Origin of the sequence: Streptomyces sp. SID5469, assembly GCF_009862865.1 — a bacterium.
Lineage (GTDB): Bacteria > Actinomycetota > Actinomycetes > Streptomycetales > Streptomycetaceae > Streptomyces > Streptomyces avermitilis.
Genome location: NZ_WWIN01000001.1, coordinates 1400335 through 1419663 on the forward strand (window position 1 = coordinate 1400335; position 19329 = coordinate 1419663).

Below are 19329 nucleotides of genomic sequence, written 5' to 3' on the forward strand. Positions count from 1 at the left end.
CGGGATCCGATCGGCCCGGTCCCGCCGGCGAGCGGGGAGGACGATTCCCGGAGGCCGGCGGGCCTTGGCCGGCGGCTGCGGCGGTACCGGCGGTGGCTGCTGGTGTGCGCGGTGGCCGCGTTGCTGGCCCAGATGGCGGTCGCGATGATCACCACGGCGGTGGAACAGACGCCCACCATCGACGAGCCGGTGTACGCGGGCACGGCCGTGGTCTACGTGCAACAGCACAGCCTGCGTTACAACCCCGAGCACCCGCCGCTCGGCAAGCTCATCATCGCGACCGGGATGGCGGTCGCCCGGCCCCATCTCGCGCCGGGGTTCGTGGGCGACCAGGGCGAGCTGGGACGGCATCTGCTGTACGAGTCCGGCAACGACCCCTGGCGGGTCATGTTCTGGGCGCGGCTGCCGGTGATCGTCGTGACGCTGCTCCTCGGTCTCGTGGTCTTCGCGTTCGCGCGTGATCTCGTCGGCGCCGTGGGCGGGCTGGCGGCGCTCGCGCTGTACGCGTTCTCGCCCGATGTCGTCGCGCACGGGTCGCTGGCCACGCTCGACGTGCCCGCCGCCGGGTTCGTGCTGACGGCGGCCTGGCTGGTGTGGCGGGCGCGGCGCCGGCCGCTGCCGTATCTGCCGCTCGCCGGGCTGGCGACGGGCGCCGCCCTGGCGACGAAGATGAGCACCCTGCCGGTGGTTCCGGTGCTGATGTGTCTTGCCGGGTGGTCGTTCTGGTGCGCCCGGCGGACCGACGGCCCCGAGCCACGGGAGCGGGCGCGGCTCGCGGGCCGGGCCGCGGCGGTGGCCGCCGGTGTGGCGCTGGTCGCGGTGGTGGTCGTGTGGGCCACCTATCTCGTCGTCGATCCACGGCTGCGGTGGACCGCGTCCGGGCATGTGCCGACGGTGCACGGCCTGCGTGGGCTGCTCGTCGAGTGGCTGCCGTTCCCGGAGGCGTACCGGGACGGGATGCGCGTCCAGTTCGGCTTCGAGAACGCGACCTGGCACGGCTTCCTGTTCGGCCGGCTCTACTCCGGCTCCCTGTGGTACTACCTGCCCGCCGCGCTGATCGTGAAGACGCCGCTGGGCATGCTGGGCCTGTGGCTGGCGGGCGTCGGCGTCATGGCGGCGGTGCCGCGGCTGCGGGCGGCGGCGGGGTACGTGGTCCTTCCGCCCGCCGTCCTGCTGGCCGCGGCCATGACCGGCTCACGTGATCTCGGCGTGCGCTACGCCCTGTTCATGCCGGTGTTCCTCGCGGTCGCCGCCGCCTGCGTACTCGCCCTGCGGCGGTGGTGGGCACATCTCGCGGTGGCGGTGCTGGTCGGGTTCGTCGCCGTCAGTTCGGTGCGGACGTTTCCCTTGTATCTGCCGTACTCCAACGAGGCGTTCGGCGGGCCCGCCGAGACCCATCTGCGGCTGCACGACTCGAACGTCGACTGGGGCCAGGACCTCGGGCGGCTGGCCGACCGGCTGCGGCAGCGGTATCCCGGCGAGAAGGTCTGGCTCGTGTACAAGGGCAGCGGTGTGCCCGCCGCGTACGGCATCACCGCCTCCGACCCGCGCAAGGTGGCGCCCGGCCGGGTGCACGGGCTGCTCGTCGTGTCGGACTCGTCGATCGCCAAGGCCGAGGGCCGGTTCGCGCGGCTGATCGACAGCAGCGAGGCGATCGACGAGGTCGGACACTCCATCACGGTCTTCCGCCGGAAGTAGGACGAGCGGCGGTCCCCGCGTCAGGGAGAGGACGGCTTGCCCGCCGTACCGATCCACGTGTGGAACAACTGGTCGAGGTCCTTGCCGGAGAGCCGCTCCGCCAACCGGGTGAACTCGGCCGTCGTTCCGTGGCCGCCCCGGTGGTCGGTGGCCCAGGTGCGCAGGACGCGGAAGAAGGTCTTGTCGCCGACCGCCGTGCGGAGCTTCTGCAGGGCCATGGCGCCACGGGCGTAGACGGGAGTTTCGAAGATATGGGCTCCGCTGCCGGGGTCGGCGGGCGGGAACGCCCACAGGTCGTCGCCCGCCGGGGACGCGTACAGGGCGTCGAAGATCTGCTGAGCGGTCCTGCCGCCGTGCTGTTCGGCGTAGAGCCACTCGGCGTATGTCGCGAAACCCTCGTTGAGCCAGATGTCCCGCCAGCGGGTCAGTGTGACGGAGTCGCCGAACCACTGGTGGGCGCTTTCGTGGACGAGGGTGCTCAGATCGGGGGCGCTGTCGTACACCGGGCGGGTCTGGGTCTCCAGCGCGTAGCCGACGTTCGGGGCACGGTCGACGACGGCACCGGCGGCCTTGTAGGGGTACGGGCCGAAAACGCCGCTCTCCCAGGCGAGCACGGAGGGCAGCTTCTTGAGCACCGGTGTTGCCGCGGTCGCCTCGCGCGGGTCGACGGCGTTGTAGACCTTCAGGCCGTCCGGGGTCGTGTACCGCTCGACCTTGAACGTGCCGACCGTCGCGGTGGCCAGATAGGCGGCCATCGGCTCGGACTGACGCCAGCGGAAGGTCGTACGGCCGTGGGCGGTCCGCTGTCCCAGAAGGACGCCGTTGGAGACGGCGGTGCGCCCCTTGGGCACCGTGATGGTGATGTCGTACGACGCCTTGTCGCTGGGGTGGTTGTTCGCGGGGAACCAGGTCATCGCGCCCTGGGGCTCCCCCGCGACGAACGCGCCGTCGTCGGTGGGGATCCAGCCGTCGAGCGAGCCGTCGGGGTCGGTGACCGGTTTGGGCTTGCCCTGGTAGGTGACGGTGACGCGGAATTCCTGCCGGCGGTGCAGGGCGTGGCGCGGGGTGACGACGAGTTCCTGGCCGTCGCGCCGGAAGGCGGCCTTGGTGTGGTCGACCGTGATGCCGGTGACCTTCAGGCCCGAGAGGTCGAGGTCGAGACGGGTGAGGCGCTGGGTGGCCCGGGCGGTGATGACCGCCTTTCCGTCGAGGTGGCCGGTGCTCGGGTCGTAGCCGAGGCTCAGGCCGTAGTGGCGCACGTCGTAGCCGCCGTTGCCCGCGAGGGGGAAGTACGGGTCTCCTGCTCCGGACGAGCCCACGGTGCCGGCCGCCGCCGGGCCCGCGGCCGCCAGCAGCGCCGCGAGCGCCACGGGGACGGTCGCCACCACGGCTTCCCGACGAAGGACGGTTGCACGTCTGACGGCCTGTCGGCGGGCTGGCCTCACGTTCGCTCCCACGAGTTGACGATGATCACTCGCGAAAGCTTATGGGCCCGCTCGTCCCCGGAATTACCTCGATCCGGTCAAATTATGTCGTGTCTAGTCGCGTCTATGGGTTTGACCGTCTCCTCCGGCCCGGGGTCAGGTGTGGCCCAGCCCCCCGCTGCCGAACGAGCCGCTGGAGCCGGGATCCCAGCGCCGTCGATTCTGGTCCTCTCGCCGTTTGCTTCCTGCGTGGTGCAGCTCGTACGGCATGAGCCGTTCACTCTCGACCGCCGCGTGCGGCACTTCGTCGGGTTCCCGCATCTCACGCATTTCGTGTACTGCACCGGATTCGGGGAGCTTGGGCTGCTCGTCCGAGCGAGGCCGGTCCGATTCCGTACGGCGCACCGATATGCCGAGCCGGACGGCCCAGATCAGTCCGCCGGCGATCACCAGACCGCCAACAAAAGCGGCAAACACGTTGAGTACATCACTCGACGCGGCCAGTAGTTCATAGCTCGCCGTGTTCATATGCACTCAATACCCGTAAATAAATGCCGATAAGCAAAAACATCCGCGAGATTCATTTATGAGGTTCGGTGGGCGATACCGGGCCGGTGCCACCCCACGGGCCCGTCGGCGGCCCGCGTCCGGGTGCGACGCGGTGGACGAACGGGGTGTGTACGTCCGTCCCGCGAGCGAACGCAGCGGGGTCACTCGGATGCGGACGCGCGGAGGCTTCACAGTGTTCATGAAGCCACCCTGCGTCACGGGGGCCCGGCGGGCCAGGCCTCTCCTGGGAGCAGGACCACCGGTCCTGGTACCGGTACAACCAGGCTCCGCGACGTCACTCGGGCCGGTCCGCGTCCGCCGGCCTGGCCGGCGGACGGTACGGCGCCAGACCCTGTCGTCAGATCCGGTAGGTGCGCAGGGCCGGTGTGGCGAAGGCCAGGGCCAGGGTGGCGACGACGACCAGGAGTCCACCGCCCGCGACGGCCGCGCGCGCCCCGAAGACCGAGCCCGCGGTGCCGTGCAGAACGTCGGCGAGGCGTGGGCCGCCCGCGACCACGACGGTGAACACGCCCTGCATGCGGCCGCGCATCTCGTCGGTGACCGCCGACAGCAGGATGGCACCGCGGAAGACCATCGAGACCATGTCGGCGACTCCGGCGGCGGCGAGGAAGGCCACCGCGATCCAGAGGTTCGTACTCAGGCCGAAGCCGGTGACCGCGGCGCCCCAGGCGACGACGGCCGCGATCACCATGAGGCCGTGCCTGCGGGCGCGCGAGAACGTGCCCGACATCAGGCCGCCGGCCACGGCACCGATGGGGATCGCCGCGAACAGCAGGCCGAGCGCGAGGCCCTCCCCGTAGGGCGCGTACGTCTGCGCGGCGAGCTGCGGGAACAGGGCCCGGGGCATGCCGAGGACCATCGCGATGATGTCGGCGAGGAAGGAGAGCAGCAGGACCTTGTGCAGCGAGATGTAGCGGAAGCCCTCGGCTATCGCCCGCCAGCCGGCGCGGCCGGACGCCGGGGTCGTCAGGGGCGGCAGCGCGGGGAGCCGTACGACCGCCCACACCGTGGCGCACAGGGCCAGGGCGTCGAGCAGATAGAGCTCGGACAGGCCGATGACGGGGATGAGGGCGCCGGCCAGGAGCGGTCCTGCCACCAGGCCCGTCTGCATGACGGTGGAGCCGAGGGCGTTCGCCGCGGGCAGTTCGTCCGCGGGGACCAGCCGGGCGATGGAGGCGGTGCGGGCCGGGGAGTTGAGGCCGAAGAAGGCCTGCTGGAGGGCGAGCAGCGCCATCAGGACGAACACCGAGTCGACCCCGGTGACGGCCTGGGTCCAGAACAGCAGGGAGGTGACGGCTATGCCGGAGTTGGTGATCAGGAGCAGCTTGCGGCGGTCCATGCTGTCGGCGATCGCGCCGCCCCACAGGGCGAAGACGACGAGCGGGAGGAGGCCGGCGAGGCTGGCGTAGCCCACCCATGCCGACGAGCCGGTGATGTCGTAGATCTGCTTGGGCACGGCGACGGCGGTGAGCTGGCTGCCGACGGAGGTGACGATGGTCGAGGACCACAGGCGGCGGTAGGCGGGGCGCCGCAGCGGCCTGGTGTCCATCGCCCAGCGGCGCCAGCCCGGGCGGGCCCCTCGCGCCGGTGCCGGGGGCACGCTGGGCGCCGCGGTGTCTGGGCCGGTGCTGTCGTCGGTGCTGCTCTCACTCGTGTCCACGGAGTTCCTGGTTGCTCGATACATCCTTCTGGTGTCAGGGTTCACTATCGCCCACCCGCACCGGGCCGACATCGGGCGGGTGGACGGGAGTTCAGACGCCGGCGATCAGGGTGGCGCCCATCGTGAGCATCGTCGCGGCCACCAGGGCGTCCAGCACCCGCCATGCCGACGGGCGCGCCAGGAAGCGGCCGAGCAGCCGTGAGCCGAAGCCGAGGGCGGCGAACCAGCACAGGCTCGCGAGGGCCGCGCCGAGACCGAAGGTCCAGCGCAGTGAGCCGCGGTCGGCCGCGATCGAGCCGAGGAGGAAGACGGTGTCGAGGTAGACGTGCGGGTTGAGCCAGGTGAGGGCCAGGCAGGTGAGTACGGCGCGTCTGCGGGAGCCCTCCGGCGCGCCCTCCGCCCGCAGGCCCGCCGGACGGAACACCCGGCGCGCCGCCAGGGCGCCGTAGACCAGCAGGAACGCGCCGCCGACCAGCGCGACCGCCGTCAGCGCCCGGGGCCAGGCCACCACGACCGCGCCCACACCGCCGACGCCGAGCGCGATGAGCAACGCGTCGGACAGGGCGCAGATCCCCACCACCGCGAGCACGGCGTCGCGGCGGATGCCCTGGCGCAGGACGAAGGCGTTCTGGGCGCCGATGGCGACGATGAGGGAGAGGCCGGTGCCGAATCCGGCGGCGGCGGTGGTCAGGGCGTTGGTCATGACCTCGACGCTAGAAAAAGCACCGCCGACAGTACAGCTAAAGATTCTTACGTATCATTAGCGCTCGTGATGGCGGAGCTCCCTCTCGACCTGGTACGCACCCTGCTCGCCGTGGTGGACGAGGGCACGTTCGACGCCGCCGCGAGCGCCCTGCATGTGACTCCTTCGGCGGTCAGCCAACGGGTCAAGGCTCTGGAGCGGCGCACGGGGCGGGTGCTGCTGATGCGGACGAAGCCGGTACGTCCGACCGAGTCGGGCGAGGCCGTCGTGCGGTTCGCGCGCCGGCTGGCCCGCCTCGAACTCGACGCCCGCGCCGAACTCGGCATGACCGGTTCCGAGGAGCCGACCCGGCTGTCGATCGCGGTGAACTCCGATTCACTGGCCACGTGGTTCCTCCCGGCGCTGGCCCGCGTGCCCGAGGAACTGCGGCTGTCCTACGAACTGCGCCGCGAGGACCAGGACCACACGGCCGCGCTGCTGCGCGAGGGCCTGGTGATGGCCGCGGTGACCTCGTCGCCGGACCCGGTGACCGGCTGCTCCGTACAAAGTCTCGGGCGGATGCGGTACATGGCGGTGGCCGGCCCGGGCTTCGCCGCGCGGTGGCTCGGTGACCGGCCGGACGTGCCGCTGCGGCAGGTGCTCGCAGACGCGCCCGTGGTGTGCTTCGACCGGCGCGACGACCTTCAGGACGGCTTTGTACGGGGGCTTCGGCGTGGTCGGGGCGGCGCGAGCGCGCTGCGGCACTTCGTGCCGACGTCGGAGGGATTTGTCGACGCGGTCGCCGCCGGGATGGGCTGGGGCATGGTGCCGCAGGTGCAGGCAGAGCCGCTCCTGCGGGCGGGGCGGCTCGTGCACCTCGCCACGGACCGGCCCATCGACGTACCGCTGTACTGGCAGCAGTGGAAGCTCGACTCCCCCGCGCTGTCGGCCGTGGCGGAGGCGGTGGCTTCCGCGGCCGCCGCGGCCCTCGACGGCGGGAGCCAATGGCCGCACGTCACCTCCGCCGTCACCGGCCGGGGATGAACGCCCGCGCAGTCCCGCGAGCACCGCACCAACACCGCCCGACTGCCGTGCGCGGAGGCGGACTTCGGCACCGGGCCACCGCGGGTGGAAACTCCTGAGTCCTCGGTGAATTCCGGAATCCACCGTGCCTGGGTGAAACGAATTCCGGCGTATTTCTTCGGCACCTTCGAAACGATCGTTGACGCAACCGTGGTGCGGTGCAAACGTCGCACCAGTCCTCCCGGCCGGCCGGGACCCGGGGCGACGCCAGGCGGGCGTCGCCCACAAACGGCGAACTCAGGCGAACGGAGGACCTCTCGCGATGTCAACAGCCAGCGGAGACCCGACAACAGGGACGGCCGACTTCTTTGCGGCGCCCCTGGCGGATGCCTCGCTCCCCGAGGAGTGGGAGAGCGGCCAACAGGCGGTCACCGAGCAGGCCACCAATCCGGCGAGCGGCACCGACGAGATGTCGGCGCCCGAAGAGCAGGTCACAAGGACATCCGCGACACCACTGCCCGGCGCACCGAACGGCGCCGCCGCGCTCCCCTACCGTCCCACCCGCGGCCGCTACCGCAGCAGCGGCGGCGGCTTCCACCTGGAGTTGCGGGTCGACGTCGACAGCACGGCGGGCGGCCCGAAGGTCCTCAACAGGATCAGCGGGGACTTCTTCAGCACCAGCGGCGCCACGACGACGTACTACGGGTCGTTGGTCGTGCACGCGCCCACCGTCACCCGGTCCGCCACCCAGGTGGTCATCAGCGGCCTGGGCACCTACACCTGGCAGGCCGGCGCCCCGATCGTCCGGGTGACCATTCCGCGGCGCCGGATCAACCAGCCGCAGGGCACCGCCACCGTGCAGTTCCTCACCACCTCCAACCAGCCCGGCGCCGGCTACACCTGCGGGTACGTCTCCCCGTACTTCCGCACCGTCCAGTGGGAGCAGGACTCGGTCACCGGCAGGATTCCGTTCCTCTCCTACGACACCGGGTCGCTCCCGCAGCCGCCGAACAGTCCCGCCCGGGCGCTCACCGTGCCCCGCGCGTACGCCGAGGCCGGTATCGAGCTGCTCATGTCCGGCACCGCCAACACCATCGCCGACAGCCCGGGCGGCTGGACCAACACCGAACTGCACGGCGCCATGCAGACCAACTTCAGCCTGTGGCGCGACGCCCCGCAGTGGAAGGTGTGGCTGCTGGTAGCCGGCAGCTACGAAGGCATGGCGGGGGTGCGCGGCATCATGTTCGACGCCGCCGACTCCTTCCAGCGGCAGGGCTGCGCGGTCTTCTACGACCTGATCAAGGGCACCGACGCCGAGTCGCAGCGCGCCCAGCTGCGCACGTACGTCCATGAACTCGGCCACTCCTTCAACCTGCTGCACTCCTGGCAGAAGAACCTGGCGCAGCCGCCGGCGCCGCTCGGTCCGCAGAACGGCTTCGGCGATCTGTCCTGGATGAACTACCCGCAGAACTACCTGCCGCCGACGGGCACCGGCGGGGCGGCCGCGTACTGGGGCGCCTTCCCGTTCCAGTTCACGGACAACGAGCTGGTCCACCTGCGGCACGGCTTCTACCGCGACGTCGTCATGGGGGCCAACGCCTTCGGTATCGGTGCCGCCGACATCGAACCGGAACTGTTCGACGAGCCCCTCGCCGACGAGTCCGGGCTGCGCCTGGACCTGCGGGTCACCAAGAGCGGCTTCGCGTTCGGCGAACCCGTCGTCGTGGAGCTGAAGCTGGACACGACGGACCTGCGCGGCCGCTCCACCCACGACCACCTCCACCCGGACGACGAACTCGTCCACATCGCCATCCGGCAGCCCTCCGGGCGTACCGTGCTCTACCGGCCGCTGCTGCGCCGCTGCGTCGACCAGGACGCGACCGTACGTCTGGACACCGACCGGCCGGCGATCTACAGCAGCGCCTACATCGGCTACGGCCGCGACGGGCACTACTTCCAGCAGCCCGGCACCTATCAGCTGCGCGCCTCCTATCTGGCGTCCGACGGCTCCCGGATCGTCTCGCCGGTGCTGCGTCTCCACGTCCGGCACCCCGTCAGCCAGAGCGACATCGAGCTCGCCGAGCTGATGATGGGTGAGGAACAGGGCACGATCCTCGCCCTGCGCGGCTCCGACTCGCCGTCGCTACAAGCCGGCAACGACGCCCTCCAGGAGGTCATCGAGCGGCACGCCAACCACCCGTTCGCCGTGTACGCGCGGCTCGCCAAGGGGCTCAACTTCGAGCACGAGTTCAAGAGCCTGAGCCCCGACAAGGCCGGCCTGAACGTGCGTCCCCCGGACACCAAGTCCGGGATCGAGCAGCTCAGTCAGGTCGTGAAGGTCTCCGAGCAGGGCAAGGGGGTCGACAACCTGACCCTCAACCTGGCCACGCGGCGACTGGCCCGTGCCTACGCCCGCCAGGGCGATCTGGAAGAGGCCGGCTCCACCCTCGACCGACTGGTCCGGCACTTCGACACCCCGGCGTTCAAGCCGTACGTCGTGGACGCGGTCCGCAGTCAGGCGGACTCCACGAAGGCCCGGCTGCTGGCCGAGTTCGGCGACAGCTGAGCCGCGGGACGAAGGCCGCGCACGGGCGCGCGACGCCCGTGCGCGGCCTCTGTGGCAGCATCGCGTACAGGCCCCGGACCGGGGCGGGGAAGGAGCCGGACGTGCTCGATCTCGTCCTGTACGGGCCCCAGGGGCCGCAGCCGCTCGGCGGTTCCGCGCCGGTCCGGGCGAAGGTGCGGAACTCGGGTGAACGTGCTGTGTGGATCGCCGGGGTGCTCGACGGGTCCGAGGACGGCATCCGCTTTCCGCACTATCTCCCCGCCGTCACCCTCGCCGACGGCGGACGCACCGTCGCCCGGCCCGGCCCGGCCGAGGACCCGCTCGTCGGGCCGTTGCGGGTGGGCCATCTGCTTCGGCTGGCGCCCGGGGAGTCGTTCGATCCCACGGCCGGTGCCGGGTGCCTGCCGCTGACGACCTTCGCCGCGTTCGCCCCCCAAGCCCCCGGCCGCTACCGGTACACGCTCACCCTCTCCACCGAGGCGGGGCGTCCCGAGGAGTGGCTGGGCGGTTTCGGTCTGCCGTCCGGGGCCGAGCGGGAGGAATTGCTGGACCTGATCGCGCGGGTCCCCCGGATCACCGTGTCGGCCGCTCCGCTGATCCTGGAGTTCCGCTGAGCACCGGCACTTCGAGGTCGTTCACCGCTCGGCCATGACGAGGACGAGGGGGACGCCGTCGCAGGGCATCAGGTGCAGGCCGTCGAAGTGTTCCGGCCGGGCCTGGGTGAGGACGGCGGCGAAGTCGGGGCCCTTGGTGAGGGAGCCGGCCAGGTGTGCGGGGTCGGCGGAGGCGGCGACCCGGCCGCGCGCGTTGACCAGGTGCGCCGGGCCCGGCAGCCGTTGCAGCAGGGGCATCACGGCCGTCTCGAAGTGCCGCAGATACACATCCGCCGCGGCCACCCCCGCGAACCGCCCCTCCACCTGCACCGGCGCGGACAGGGTGAGGCTGTACTCCTCGGAACACAGATAGTCCACATACGGCCCGGCCACCGCCCGGCGCCCGGTGTCACGGGGCAGCGCGAACCAGTCCCAGTGCGTGTAATCCGAGTACGCCGACTGCCGCGGGTCCAGGTCGAGCAGCAACGGCCGCAGCGCCCCGTCCGCACCGGTCTGCCACCACTCCAGCCACGTCGGCACATCGCCCAGCAGCCCCGGCGCGGCCACGAACCCCACCCCCGAGACCAGCTCCTGCCGCGCCAGCCGCAGATGAAGCCCCGGCCGCAGCCCGGCCAGATCCACGGTCGCCGGCCGACGACCCAGCCCGGCCACTTGCGCCAGCAACGCCGCCGTGTCCGCCCGCGTCTCCTCGACGGCCTCGAACACCGCCTCCAGCGCGGAACGCACCTGCGCCGCCACCCGCGCCTGCGGCGACACATCCAGCGTCGCCGTTGCCGGGCGGCCGCTTCCCGCGGGCGCGGGCACCGGATGCGCCGCGAGGCAGAACGAAAGGCCGGGCTGTGGAATCGAGTGGGGCATGACCGCGACCGTATACGCAGAATTCCCTCTTCCGCATCTTGACTGTCCGTCAACTCCTCTTCAACACAGCGCAGTTGCTACACATGCCGACGCTCCGTAAGGTGTGGATCACCCGGGACGCCGGAGGACGCCACCCGCCCTCCAGGCGGCCTTGATGCTGGGTGCGGCCCGCCTGAACCCTCCAGCAGATCCGGAGATCTCGCCCGAGGACGCCACTGTGATCCGTGGCGCCCCAACAGAATCCGGTATTCCGTCCCCTTCAGCCCCTTCCTTTCACCTCTCCCCCCCACACCCACACACCGTGGAGATTTCCTTGCGTTTGCACAGATCCTTCAAAGCCGCGGCCGCGGCCGGCGCCCTGCTGCTCGTCAGCGGCTGCGGATTGTTCACGGAGTCGGACGCCTCGTCCTCGGCGTACGGTCTCAACCCGCCGGATCTCAAGGCGCAGTCGAAGCTCGGCAAGACCGAGGGCCAGGTCAACCTCATCGCCTGGGCCGGCTACGTCGAGGACGGCTCCAACGACCCCAAGGCCGACTGGGTCAGCAGTTTCGAGCAGCGGACCGGCTGCCAGGTCAAGTCCAAGGTCGCGGCCAGCTCGGACGAGATGGTCAAGCTGATGAAGACGGGCAACTACGACGCGGTCTCCGCGTCGGGCGACGCCTCCCTGCGTCTCATCGCCTCCGGCGACGCGGCTCCGGTCAACACCGACCTCGTGCCCAACTACCAGGACGTCTTCTTCGGTCTGAAGAAGCAGGCCTGGAACTCGTTCGACGGGCAGCCGTACGGGATCCCGCACGGACGCGGCGCCAATCTCCTGATGTACAACACGCAGCAGGTGAAGCCCGCCCCGACCTCGTGGTCGGCGGTCTTCGACGACGCGTCGCCCCACAAGGGGCACGTCACGGCGTACGACTCGCCGATCTACATAGCGGACGCGGCCCTGTATCTGCGCGAGACCCAGCCGGGCCTCAACATCGAGAATCCCTATGCGCTCGACCAGGACCAGTTCGACGCCGCCGTGGCCCTGCTGAAGGACCAGAACGCGAACGTCGGCGAGTACTGGAGTGACTACCTCAAGGAGGTCTCCGCCTTCAAGAGCGGCGACTCCACGGTCGGCACCACCTGGCAGGTGATCGCCAACCTCGCCGCCGACGAAGGCGCCAAGGTCAAGGCCGTCCTGCCCATCGAAGGCGCCACCGGCTGGTCCGACACCTGGATGATCTCCGCCAAGGCGAAGCACCCCAACTGTGCCTACAAATGGATGAACTGGATCATCTCTCCGAAGGTCAACGCCGAGGTCGCCGAGTACTACGGCGAGGCGCCGTCGAACATCAAGGCGTGCGACGAGATCAGCGACGACGCGTTCTGCGACACGTACCACGCGACGGACGAGGGCTACTGGAAGGACATCGCGTTCTGGACGACGCCGATCGAGCAGTGCCTCGACGGGCGGACGGAAGTGAAATGCGTGCCTTACGCCAAGTGGGTCCAGGCCTGGACCGAGATCAAGGGCTGAGCGGCAAACGCGCGGGCACGCGCTCAGGAAGCGGCGATGTCGCGCTGCTGCCGGGCGAGCGCGTGCCCGATGTCCCGGGTCGCCGGATACAGGCGCAGATACAGGTCGTACAGGTCGTCGTAGCGGGGCCGTAGCCGGGCGTCGGGGGCGACCTGCTCCCGTACCGGATTCCAGGCGTCGATGTCCGCGTCGCCGACCGCCTGCGCGGCCAGGAACGCGGCGCCGTAGCTCGCTCCGAGCGTGACGGTCCTGATCTCCTGTTCCAGGCCGGTGACGTCGGAGACGATCCGGGTCCACAGTCCGCCGCGGGTTCCGCCGCCGACGGCGACGACCCGGTGGACGTCCGCGCCGGCCGCCCGCATCGCCTCGGCGTTGTGCCGGACGCCGAACGCGGTCGCCTCCAGCGCGGCCCGGTACAGATCGCCGCGCGTGTGCTCCACCGTCAGCCCGGCGATCACGCCGCGGGCGTCCGGGTCGGCGACCGGGGTCCGCTCCCCCGCGAAGTACGGCAGCATGAGCAGCCCCTTCGCGCCGGGCCCCGCGGCCTCCGCCTCGGCGAGGAGCGCGCTGTGCTCGGGGCCGCCGAACAACTCCCGCAGCCAGTCGGTGATCACACCGGAGGTCGCCATGCCGCCCGCGAGGTTGCGCGTGCCGGGCAACGCGCCGACGGTGCTCCAGAGTTGCGGGACCAGCAGGCGTTCGGTCACCGTGTTGATCAGGAACATGGTGCTGCCGTACATGAGCATGAGGTCCCCGGTGCACTGGGCTCCCACGCTCAGCGCCTCCGACCAGGCGTCGATCGTGCCGGTGACGACGGGGACGCCCGCGGGCAGTCCGGTGGTGGCGGCCGCCTCGGCGGTGAGGTGGCCGGCGATGTCCCCCGGCCAGCCGAGCCGCGGCAGTTCGATCCAGGGCGCGATGTGCCGGGCCCAGGGCGCGTACCACTCCTGGGCGACGGAGTCGTAGAGCGGGACGGACTGGCTCGCGGAGTGGTGGTCGAGCACGTACGCCCCGGTGAGCCGGCGCACGAGATACGAACTCGGCATGTACAGCCGGCGGGCGCGGGCGATGACGTCGGGTGCGTGCTCCGCCAGCCAGGCGATCTTGGGACCGACGGCCTGGGTGGAGAGCAGGGACCCGCAGCGTTCCAGGACGGCCTCCCGCCCCAACTCGGCTTCCAGCCGGGCGATCTGCTCCGTCGCACGGGTGTCGACGCCGTACAGGATCGCCGGGTGCAACGGCGTGTCGGCCTCGTCGGTGAGGGCGACACAGGGGCCCATGCCGCTGACGCCGACCGCGGTCACCTCGCTGCCCCGGCCGGTCAGCTCACGGGCGAGGGAGGCGAACTCGTCCCACCACACGCGGGCGTCCAGCTCCACGTGCCCGGGTCGTGGACGGCTGACGGTGTGCGGTCGTACGGCGGTGGCGAGCACCGTTCCGTCCTGGTCGACGAGGACACCCTTGCTGCTGGACGTGCCGATGTCGACTCCGAGCACCGTCCCACGCTCACGCTTGCGCACACCCGGAGCGTAGGCGATCCGCGGCCGGTTCGCCGTGCGGCTTGTCGATGCCCGGCAGCCGCGGGGTGAACACCGGGCCCTCGACCGAAGGGCTCGTGCGCGGAGTTGTTGCCGTTTCCGTACGCCTCCGATCTTGGCGGAGGCGTTTCCTCCGGGACAGGATGCCCGTATGAAGGGTGACCTGTTTTCCAGTGACCACATGGTGGAGCCCGCCGTCGCGCCGGGCATGACCGTGCAGAACGCCAAGTCCATCAAGTACGCCGTGAACGGCGACATGCTCGCGCGGCAGGGGGCGATGATCGCCTATCGCGGGAACCTGCAGTTCGAGCGCAAGGGCCAGGGCGTGGGCGGCATGCTCAAGCGGGCGGTCACCGGCGAGGGGCTGCCGCTCATGACCGTGCGCGGGCAGGGCGAGGCCTGGTTCGCGCACGAGGCGCAGAACTGCTTCGTCGTGGGCATCGAGCCGGGTGACGTGTTCACCGTCAACGGCCGCAATGTCCTGTGCTTCGACTCGACGCTGACGTACGAGATCAAGACGGTGAAGGGCGCGGGGATCAGCGGCGGCGGGCTGTTCAACAGTGTCTTCACCGGGCACGGCAAGCTGGGGCTGATCTGCGAGGGCAACCCCCTGGTGATACCCGTGTCGCAGCAGCAGCCCGTGTACGTGGACACCGACGCGGTGGTGGGCTGGACCGCCCATCTGCACACCTCGCTGCACCGTTCGCAGTCCATCGGGTCGATGCTGCGCGGCGGTTCGGGCGAGGCGGTGCAGCTGAAGCTGGAGGGCGACGGGTACGTCGTCGTACGGCCCAGTGAGGCGACGCCGCAGAAGGTGCAGCAGCACTGACCGGCCGACCGGAAGGGGCCCCGCCGTACGGCGGGGCCCCTGGTGCGTCAGCCTCCGGTGGAGCGTCAGCGTCCGGTGGACGGGGTGTTGGCGGAGGTCACGTTGACCCCGGCCCAGGCCTTGTCGACCGTCTGGTACTCGATGCTGTCGGCGCCGTACATGTCGGTGGCGGCCTTCAGCGTCGCGTTGCGCGCGTCGTGGAAGTCCGTCGTGGAGACCATGTAGCGGGTCAGCGCCCGGTAGAAGATCGCGAGGGCCTTGGCCCGGCCGATGCCGGTGACCGTCGAGCCGTCGGAGGTGGGCGAGTTGTACTTCACCCCGCCGATCGTCTTCCTGCCGCTTCCCTCGGCCAGCAGGTAGAAGGCGTGCGAGGAGACACCGGAGCCGGCGTGGACCTCGGTGTCGTACGTCTCGGGCGACCAGTAGTCGATGGTCCCCTCGAGCTTGTCGCGCGAGGGCTCGTCGAGACGGCGCAGGAACTTCTGGTCCAGGCCGAGCTTCTCGCCGACGAGGTAGTCACCCGCGTCCTTGGAGTTGTTGGTCGCGAACTCCATCCCCGTGCCGAAGATGTCCGCGAGCGACTCGTTCAGCGAGCCCGGCTCACCGAACTGGTTGCCGTCCCGGTCCACGCGGGTGGGTTCGAGGGCGGCGGTGGCGTCGACAACACCGTGGGTCAGCTCGTGGCCGGTGACGTCCAGGACGACCAGCGGCTTCTTGAAGAGGTCGCCGTCCCCGTCCCCGTACAGCATGCAGCCGCAGGCGGAGTCCCAGAAAGCGTTGCCGACCTTGGTGCCGAAGTGAACCATCGCGCGGGCGCCGGTGCTGTTGTTCTTGATGCCCTTGCGCCCGAACGTCTTCTTGTAGAAGTCCAGGGTCTTGGTGACGCCGTACTGGGCGTCGACCGCGGCGCTCTGGCGGCTACTGGTCTTGCCGGTGCCCCACTTGTTGTTCTTGTCGGTGAACTTCTTGCCGCGCGAGAAGGCTTCGAGGTACTGCCCCTTGGCGTCCCGGGTCTCGGTGCCCCAGCGGGTGGAGTCCTTGAGGAGGAAGCTCGTGCGGGCGGTCTGGGTGGTGCTCAGCCCCACCTTGCCGACGAAGAGGGAGGTACCGGTGCCGGAGGCCTTGCGCGGGTAGCTCGCGGCCCCGGAGATGCCCGTCAGAAGCGAGGAGCCGGTGAGCGCGGAGTCGGCGGTGCCGGTCGCGGGGTTCGCCGTCTCGCCCCGCTCGCGCAGGGTCTGGGCCAGCGAGGGCGAGATGAACTCGTCGCTGTCGGGGGTGTTGCTGCGGATGCGGCCGGTGACGGCGTCGACGACGACCGTGCGGGAGCCGGTGGCCTCCGTGGTCTTGCTGTCGGTCACCCGCACCTGGTAGGCGAGGGCGGAGCCGCCGTCCCGCGCGTCCACGACGAGTGCGGCCTCGGTGGCGTCGCCCTGGGCGGCCGCGGCGGCCTTCTGCTCGGCCTGCGCGGGCGTCAGCTTCGCCTGGCCGGCGGCGGCCGGCTTGACCGTGTGGTCGGCGGCGCGGGTCACACCGAGGTACGTCGAGCGCTTGGTGAGGTGGACGACCAGGTCACCGCCGAGGACCGGCAGGCCCTGGTGGGTGCGCACGAAACGGACGTGCTGCTTGCCGTCCGGGTCGGTCAGGACGTCCTTCGCCTCCAGGGTGTCCCCCCGGGAGACGCCGGTGGCGGACGCGTGGGCGAACGCTGCCGCCCGGGCCGCGTCCACCGGCGAGGAGGCCGCAGCCGCGGCGAGGGCGGGCGCGTCGGCGACAGCCGGGACCGCCGGGAGCGTGGCCGCCGTCGTCACGGCGATGGCGATGGCCACGCCACGTATGTGGGGTCTACGCACTGATTTCCTTCGAACATGGGCGGCCGGGAACGCCAACCACCCGCACACACAGCGCTGTTGGGCGCTGCGGGGGCTGGTCGGGCCCCGGTGCAAAACCCTCACCGATTCACCATGTACATGTAAAGGAGAAAGATCCCTTTTACTAGCTTCGAGGTGATCTCTTTACAAATGTTCACCTGTGAGTGATGAACCGGTGACCAACTGTGCGTTGCCTGTACAGATGTGCGAGACCACGAAGAGGTTGCGTCCCGGGCCGCCCGGACCAGTGGATGTGACCGAAGTCGCAGCGCCTCCGGCCCCTTACGGCCGGACCGGAGGCGAGCCGGCGTCAGATCGTGCGCCGGCTGAGGGCGGAGAGCAGGGTGCGCAGGTCGGCGGCGGGACGCGGGGCCGGCTGGACGGAGGCCAGGAGTCCGTGCGCCACGGTGAGATGACGGCGGGCCTCCCGCAGCGCGGCCGAGCGCCCGCCCGCCTGTTCCACAACGGCCGCCGCCCGCACCACCGCGGTGTCGTCGCGGGCCGTGAGGAGACCCTCGAGCGCGGAGCCGGAGGGGGTGGCCAGCGCGGCGAGAACCGGAAAGGTCTTCTTCCCCTGACGCAGATCGCCGTGGACGGGTTTGCCGGTGACCGCGGGATCACCCCAGATGCCCAGCAGATCGTCGACGATCTGGAACGCCACTCCGAGATGACGTCCCGTCCGGTCCAGCACGGCGGCCGTCTCCTCCGGCGCACCCGCGAGGTGGGCGCCCAGCGCGAGAGCGCAGCCGAGCAGCGATCCCGTCTTGTGCTCGGCCATCGCCTCGTACTCGGCGACGCTCACCGCCTCGGGCCCGGTCCAGGGCCGGTGGGCGAACAGCAGGTCGTCGGCCTGCCCCCGCACCAGGTCACCGAGGGCCGCGCTCAGCCGGTGCGCGGCTCCGGGCGCGGACGCGGTGGTCAGCGTCTGCACGGCCAGGGCGAACAGGGCGTCGCCCGCCAGGACGGCGGGGCCCGTGCCGTACGCCTTCCACAGCGCCGGGCGGCCTCGGCGCATCGCGTCGCCGTCCATGATGTCGTCGTGCAACAGCGAGAAGGTGTGCACGAGTTCGACCGCCACGGCGGCCGGTACGCCGGCTTCCGCCGGCCCTCCGGCGGCCTCCGCCCCCAGCACGGCGAGCGCCTGCCGTACGCCCTTGCCCTGACTGTGCGCGGCCGGGGCGCCGCCCGCCGCGCCACGGCCCAGCGCGTAGTCGGCCATCTCCCGCATCCATGGATGCATCCCGCCGACGGCCTCGGCCAGGGCCGGGGCGACCAGTTCACGGCAGCGGTGCAATATGGCGGGCGCTTCGGGACCGGCCTTCAGGGCCGTCGTCAGGGTGGTCATCGGCCGGCCTCCCGACCGGCCGACGACCGCGGCGCGAGACCGAGTTCCTCGCGCGCCCCACGGATGAGCTCCCGGCCGTGCCGCAGGCCGATGCCGTCCAGCACGCCGACGAGTTCGTCCAGCTCGGCACCGGTCTCGGCACGGTCGCGGCCCAGGCGGGCCAGGGACTTGACCAGGCCGAGGCGGGCCAGGGCCCGGCCGCGTGGCTCGCTCATCCCGTCGAACTCGGCGAGCGCCTGCGCGTAGACCTCCCGGGCCTCCGCGTAACGCCCGGCGCGGTAGAGGACGTTGCCGCGCATCTTGTGGTTGTAGGCCAGCGCGCTGACGAGGTTCATCTCCCGGCAGGAGACCTCGGCCTCACCGAGCAGGGCCAGCGCGCGCTCGGGGTCCCGGTCGCGCACGGAGACGATGTCGGCGAGACCGCGCAGGGCCCAGGCGTGACCGCGGCGGTCCTCGGCGCCCGCGGCGATCGCGGCCGCCTCCTCGAACATGGCGTACGCGGTGTCGTACGAGCCGGTGTTGCGGTGTATCTGGGCGATGCCCTCCAGGGCCCAGACGGTGTGGCGCGCCTCGCCGCGTTTCCTGGCCTCGGCGAGGAGCTGCTCGTGCAGGGTGGTGACGGCCTCGTAATCGCCCTGGATCCGACCGGTTTCCGCCATTCCCGCGAGCGAATAGCCACGTACGACGACATCGCCCGCGTGCTTGCCGAGTTCGGCGGCCAGTCGCAGCAGCCGCCAGGCCAGAGGCAGGGCGCCCCGCTGGCGGGCCAGGGTGCCGCCACTCCACAGCGCCCACGCCATCGCGCCGGTGTCGCCGGCCTCGCGGGCGGTGCGGTAGCTCGCCTTCCAGGCCCGCTCCGCGTCCGCGACCTGGCCGAGCCGGCGGTGCGCCTCGGCCACCGCCAGACCGGAGCGGGCCGCCTCGCCCCGCGCCCCGGCGCGCTCCGCGGCGCGCAGCTGTTCGGTGCCCGCGGCCAGGACGTCGGTCAGCGAGGAGTTCACCGAGAGGGTGGTCAGAGCGCCCTGGTACTCCGGGGCGAAGGCCTTGCCGTACATGAGTGCCTTTCGATCTGCCGCCGGCCGGGGCGTATGGCCTCGGCCGTCGGGTGCTGGCTGTCACGGGGTGGGCGGCGCCCTGG

General features: G+C 71.1%; 15 protein-coding genes. 6 read left to right on the forward strand and 9 right to left on the reverse strand.

The genetic code is table 11. From position 1 onward, the window contains the following. The first annotated feature begins 132 nt into the window (after positions 1–132). Positions 133–1698 (forward strand): phospholipid carrier-dependent glycosyltransferase, encoded by a 1566-nt coding sequence (locus tag GTY58_RS05990; RefSeq protein WP_237529156.1) that lies wholly within the window; start codon positions 133–135, stop codon positions 1696–1698. Between the two features lie 20 nt (positions 1699–1718). Here GTY58_RS05990 and GTY58_RS05995 read toward each other — a convergent pair whose 3' ends face one another. The 4 genes from GTY58_RS05995 to GTY58_RS06010 form a co-directional block, all read right to left on the reverse strand. After that, positions 1719–3143, reverse strand: coding sequence for a M1 family metallopeptidase (locus GTY58_RS05995; protein ID WP_037650312.1), 1425 nt, complete (start codon positions 3141–3143; stop codon positions 1719–1721). A gap of 135 nt (positions 3144–3278) precedes the next feature. Continuing rightward, positions 3279–3650, reverse strand: a complete 372-nt coding sequence (locus tag GTY58_RS06000) for a DUF6479 family protein (RefSeq protein ID WP_037650210.1) — start codon at positions 3648–3650, stop codon at positions 3279–3281. Between the two features lie 379 nt (positions 3651–4029). After that, positions 4030–5376: an MFS transporter gene (locus GTY58_RS06005; RefSeq protein ID WP_010982557.1), complete on the reverse strand. Its 1347-nt coding sequence runs from the start codon at positions 5374–5376 to the stop codon at positions 4030–4032. Between the two features lie 67 nt (positions 5377–5443). Beyond that, positions 5444–6055 carry a LysE/ArgO family amino acid transporter gene (locus tag GTY58_RS06010; RefSeq protein WP_010982558.1) on the reverse strand — a complete coding sequence of 204 codons (612 nt, stop codon included), beginning with the start codon at positions 6053–6055 and terminating at the stop codon, positions 5444–5446. A gap of 66 nt (positions 6056–6121) precedes the next feature. Here GTY58_RS06010 and GTY58_RS06015 point away from each other — a divergent pair, with 66 nt between their 5' ends. The 3 genes from GTY58_RS06015 (at position 6122) to GTY58_RS06025 (ending at position 10237) form a co-directional block, all read left to right on the forward strand. Beyond that, positions 6122–7078 carry a LysR family transcriptional regulator ArgP gene (locus GTY58_RS06015; protein WP_010982559.1) on the forward strand — a complete coding sequence of 319 codons (957 nt, stop codon included), beginning with the start codon at positions 6122–6124 and terminating at the stop codon, positions 7076–7078. A gap of 301 nt (positions 7079–7379) precedes the next feature. Beyond that, positions 7380–9623, forward strand: a complete 2244-nt coding sequence (locus GTY58_RS06020; RefSeq protein WP_010982560.1) for a hypothetical protein — start codon at positions 7380–7382, stop codon at positions 9621–9623. 101 nt (positions 9624–9724) lie between these two features. Continuing rightward, positions 9725–10237, forward strand: a complete 513-nt coding sequence (locus GTY58_RS06025; RefSeq protein WP_037650205.1) for a hypothetical protein — start codon at positions 9725–9727, stop codon at positions 10235–10237. A 21-nt stretch (positions 10238–10258) separates the two neighbouring features. Here GTY58_RS06025 and GTY58_RS06030 read toward each other — a convergent pair whose 3' ends face one another. Further along, positions 10259–11095, reverse strand: a complete 837-nt coding sequence (locus tag GTY58_RS06030) for a cache domain-containing protein (protein ID WP_010982562.1) — start codon at positions 11093–11095, stop codon at positions 10259–10261. A 313-nt stretch (positions 11096–11408) separates the two neighbouring features. On the opposite strand from GTY58_RS06030, the gene GTY58_RS06035 reads away from it, so the two are divergent. Beyond that, positions 11409–12611, forward strand: a complete 1203-nt coding sequence (locus GTY58_RS06035; RefSeq protein ID WP_037646140.1) for an ABC transporter substrate-binding protein — start codon at positions 11409–11411, stop codon at positions 12609–12611. A gap of 23 nt (positions 12612–12634) precedes the next feature. Here the strand turns inward: GTY58_RS06035 and GTY58_RS06040 are convergent, their stop codons facing one another. Then, positions 12635–14131, reverse strand: coding sequence for an FGGY-family carbohydrate kinase (locus tag GTY58_RS06040; RefSeq protein WP_010982564.1), 1497 nt, complete (start codon positions 14129–14131; stop codon positions 12635–12637). A gap of 169 nt (positions 14132–14300) precedes the next feature. On the opposite strand from GTY58_RS06040, the gene GTY58_RS06045 reads away from it, so the two are divergent. Beyond that, entirely contained in the window at positions 14301–14978 is a 678-nt protein-coding gene (locus tag GTY58_RS06045; RefSeq protein ID WP_010982565.1) for an AIM24 family protein, read from the forward strand. Positions 14979–15043: 65 nt separating this feature from the next. On the opposite strand, the gene GTY58_RS06050 is transcribed toward GTY58_RS06045, so the two are convergent. The 3 genes from GTY58_RS06050 to GTY58_RS06060 form a co-directional block, all read right to left on the reverse strand. Further along, positions 15044–16828 carry a M4 family metallopeptidase gene (locus tag GTY58_RS06050; RefSeq protein ID WP_010982566.1) on the reverse strand — a complete coding sequence of 595 codons (1785 nt, stop codon included), beginning with the start codon at positions 16826–16828 and terminating at the stop codon, positions 15044–15046. A 328-nt stretch (positions 16829–17156) separates the two neighbouring features. Then, positions 17157–18191 carry a polyprenyl synthetase family protein gene (locus tag GTY58_RS06055; protein ID WP_010982567.1) on the reverse strand — a complete coding sequence of 345 codons (1035 nt, stop codon included), beginning with the start codon at positions 18189–18191 and terminating at the stop codon, positions 17157–17159. Then, positions 18188–19246, reverse strand: a complete 1059-nt coding sequence (locus GTY58_RS06060) for a tetratricopeptide repeat protein (protein WP_010982568.1) — start codon at positions 19244–19246, stop codon at positions 18188–18190. Before GTY58_RS06060 ends, GTY58_RS06055 begins: the two co-directional genes overlap by 4 nt. Positions 19247–19329 lie beyond the last annotated feature (83 nt).

Excerpts from the sequence above, each read along its gene's own strand:
- GTY58_RS06010 (WP_010982558.1), bottom strand. The coding sequence starts at position 6,055 with ATGACCAACGCCCTGACCACCGCCGCCGCCGGATTCGGCACCGGCCTC.
- GTY58_RS06020 (WP_010982560.1), top strand. The coding sequence starts at position 7,380 with ATGTCAACAGCCAGCGGAGACCCGACAACAGGGACGGCCGACTTCTTT.
- GTY58_RS06000 (WP_037650210.1), bottom strand. The coding sequence starts at position 3,650 with ATGAACACGGCGAGCTATGAACTACTGGCCGCGTCGAGTGATGTACTC.
- GTY58_RS06045 (WP_010982565.1), top strand. The coding sequence starts at position 14,301 with ATGAAGGGTGACCTGTTTTCCAGTGACCACATGGTGGAGCCCGCCGTC.
- GTY58_RS06005 (WP_010982557.1), bottom strand. The coding sequence starts at position 5,376 with ATGTATCGAGCAACCAGGAACTCCGTGGACACGAGTGAGAGCAGCACC.
- GTY58_RS06030 (WP_010982562.1), bottom strand. The coding sequence starts at position 11,095 with ATGCCCCACTCGATTCCACAGCCCGGCCTTTCGTTCTGCCTCGCGGCG.
- GTY58_RS05990 (WP_237529156.1), top strand. The coding sequence starts at position 133 with ATGGCGGTCGCGATGATCACCACGGCGGTGGAACAGACGCCCACCATC.
- GTY58_RS06060 (WP_010982568.1), bottom strand. The coding sequence starts at position 19,246 with ATGTACGGCAAGGCCTTCGCCCCGGAGTACCAGGGCGCTCTGACCACC.
- GTY58_RS06055 (WP_010982567.1), bottom strand. The coding sequence starts at position 18,191 with ATGACCACCCTGACGACGGCCCTGAAGGCCGGTCCCGAAGCGCCCGCC.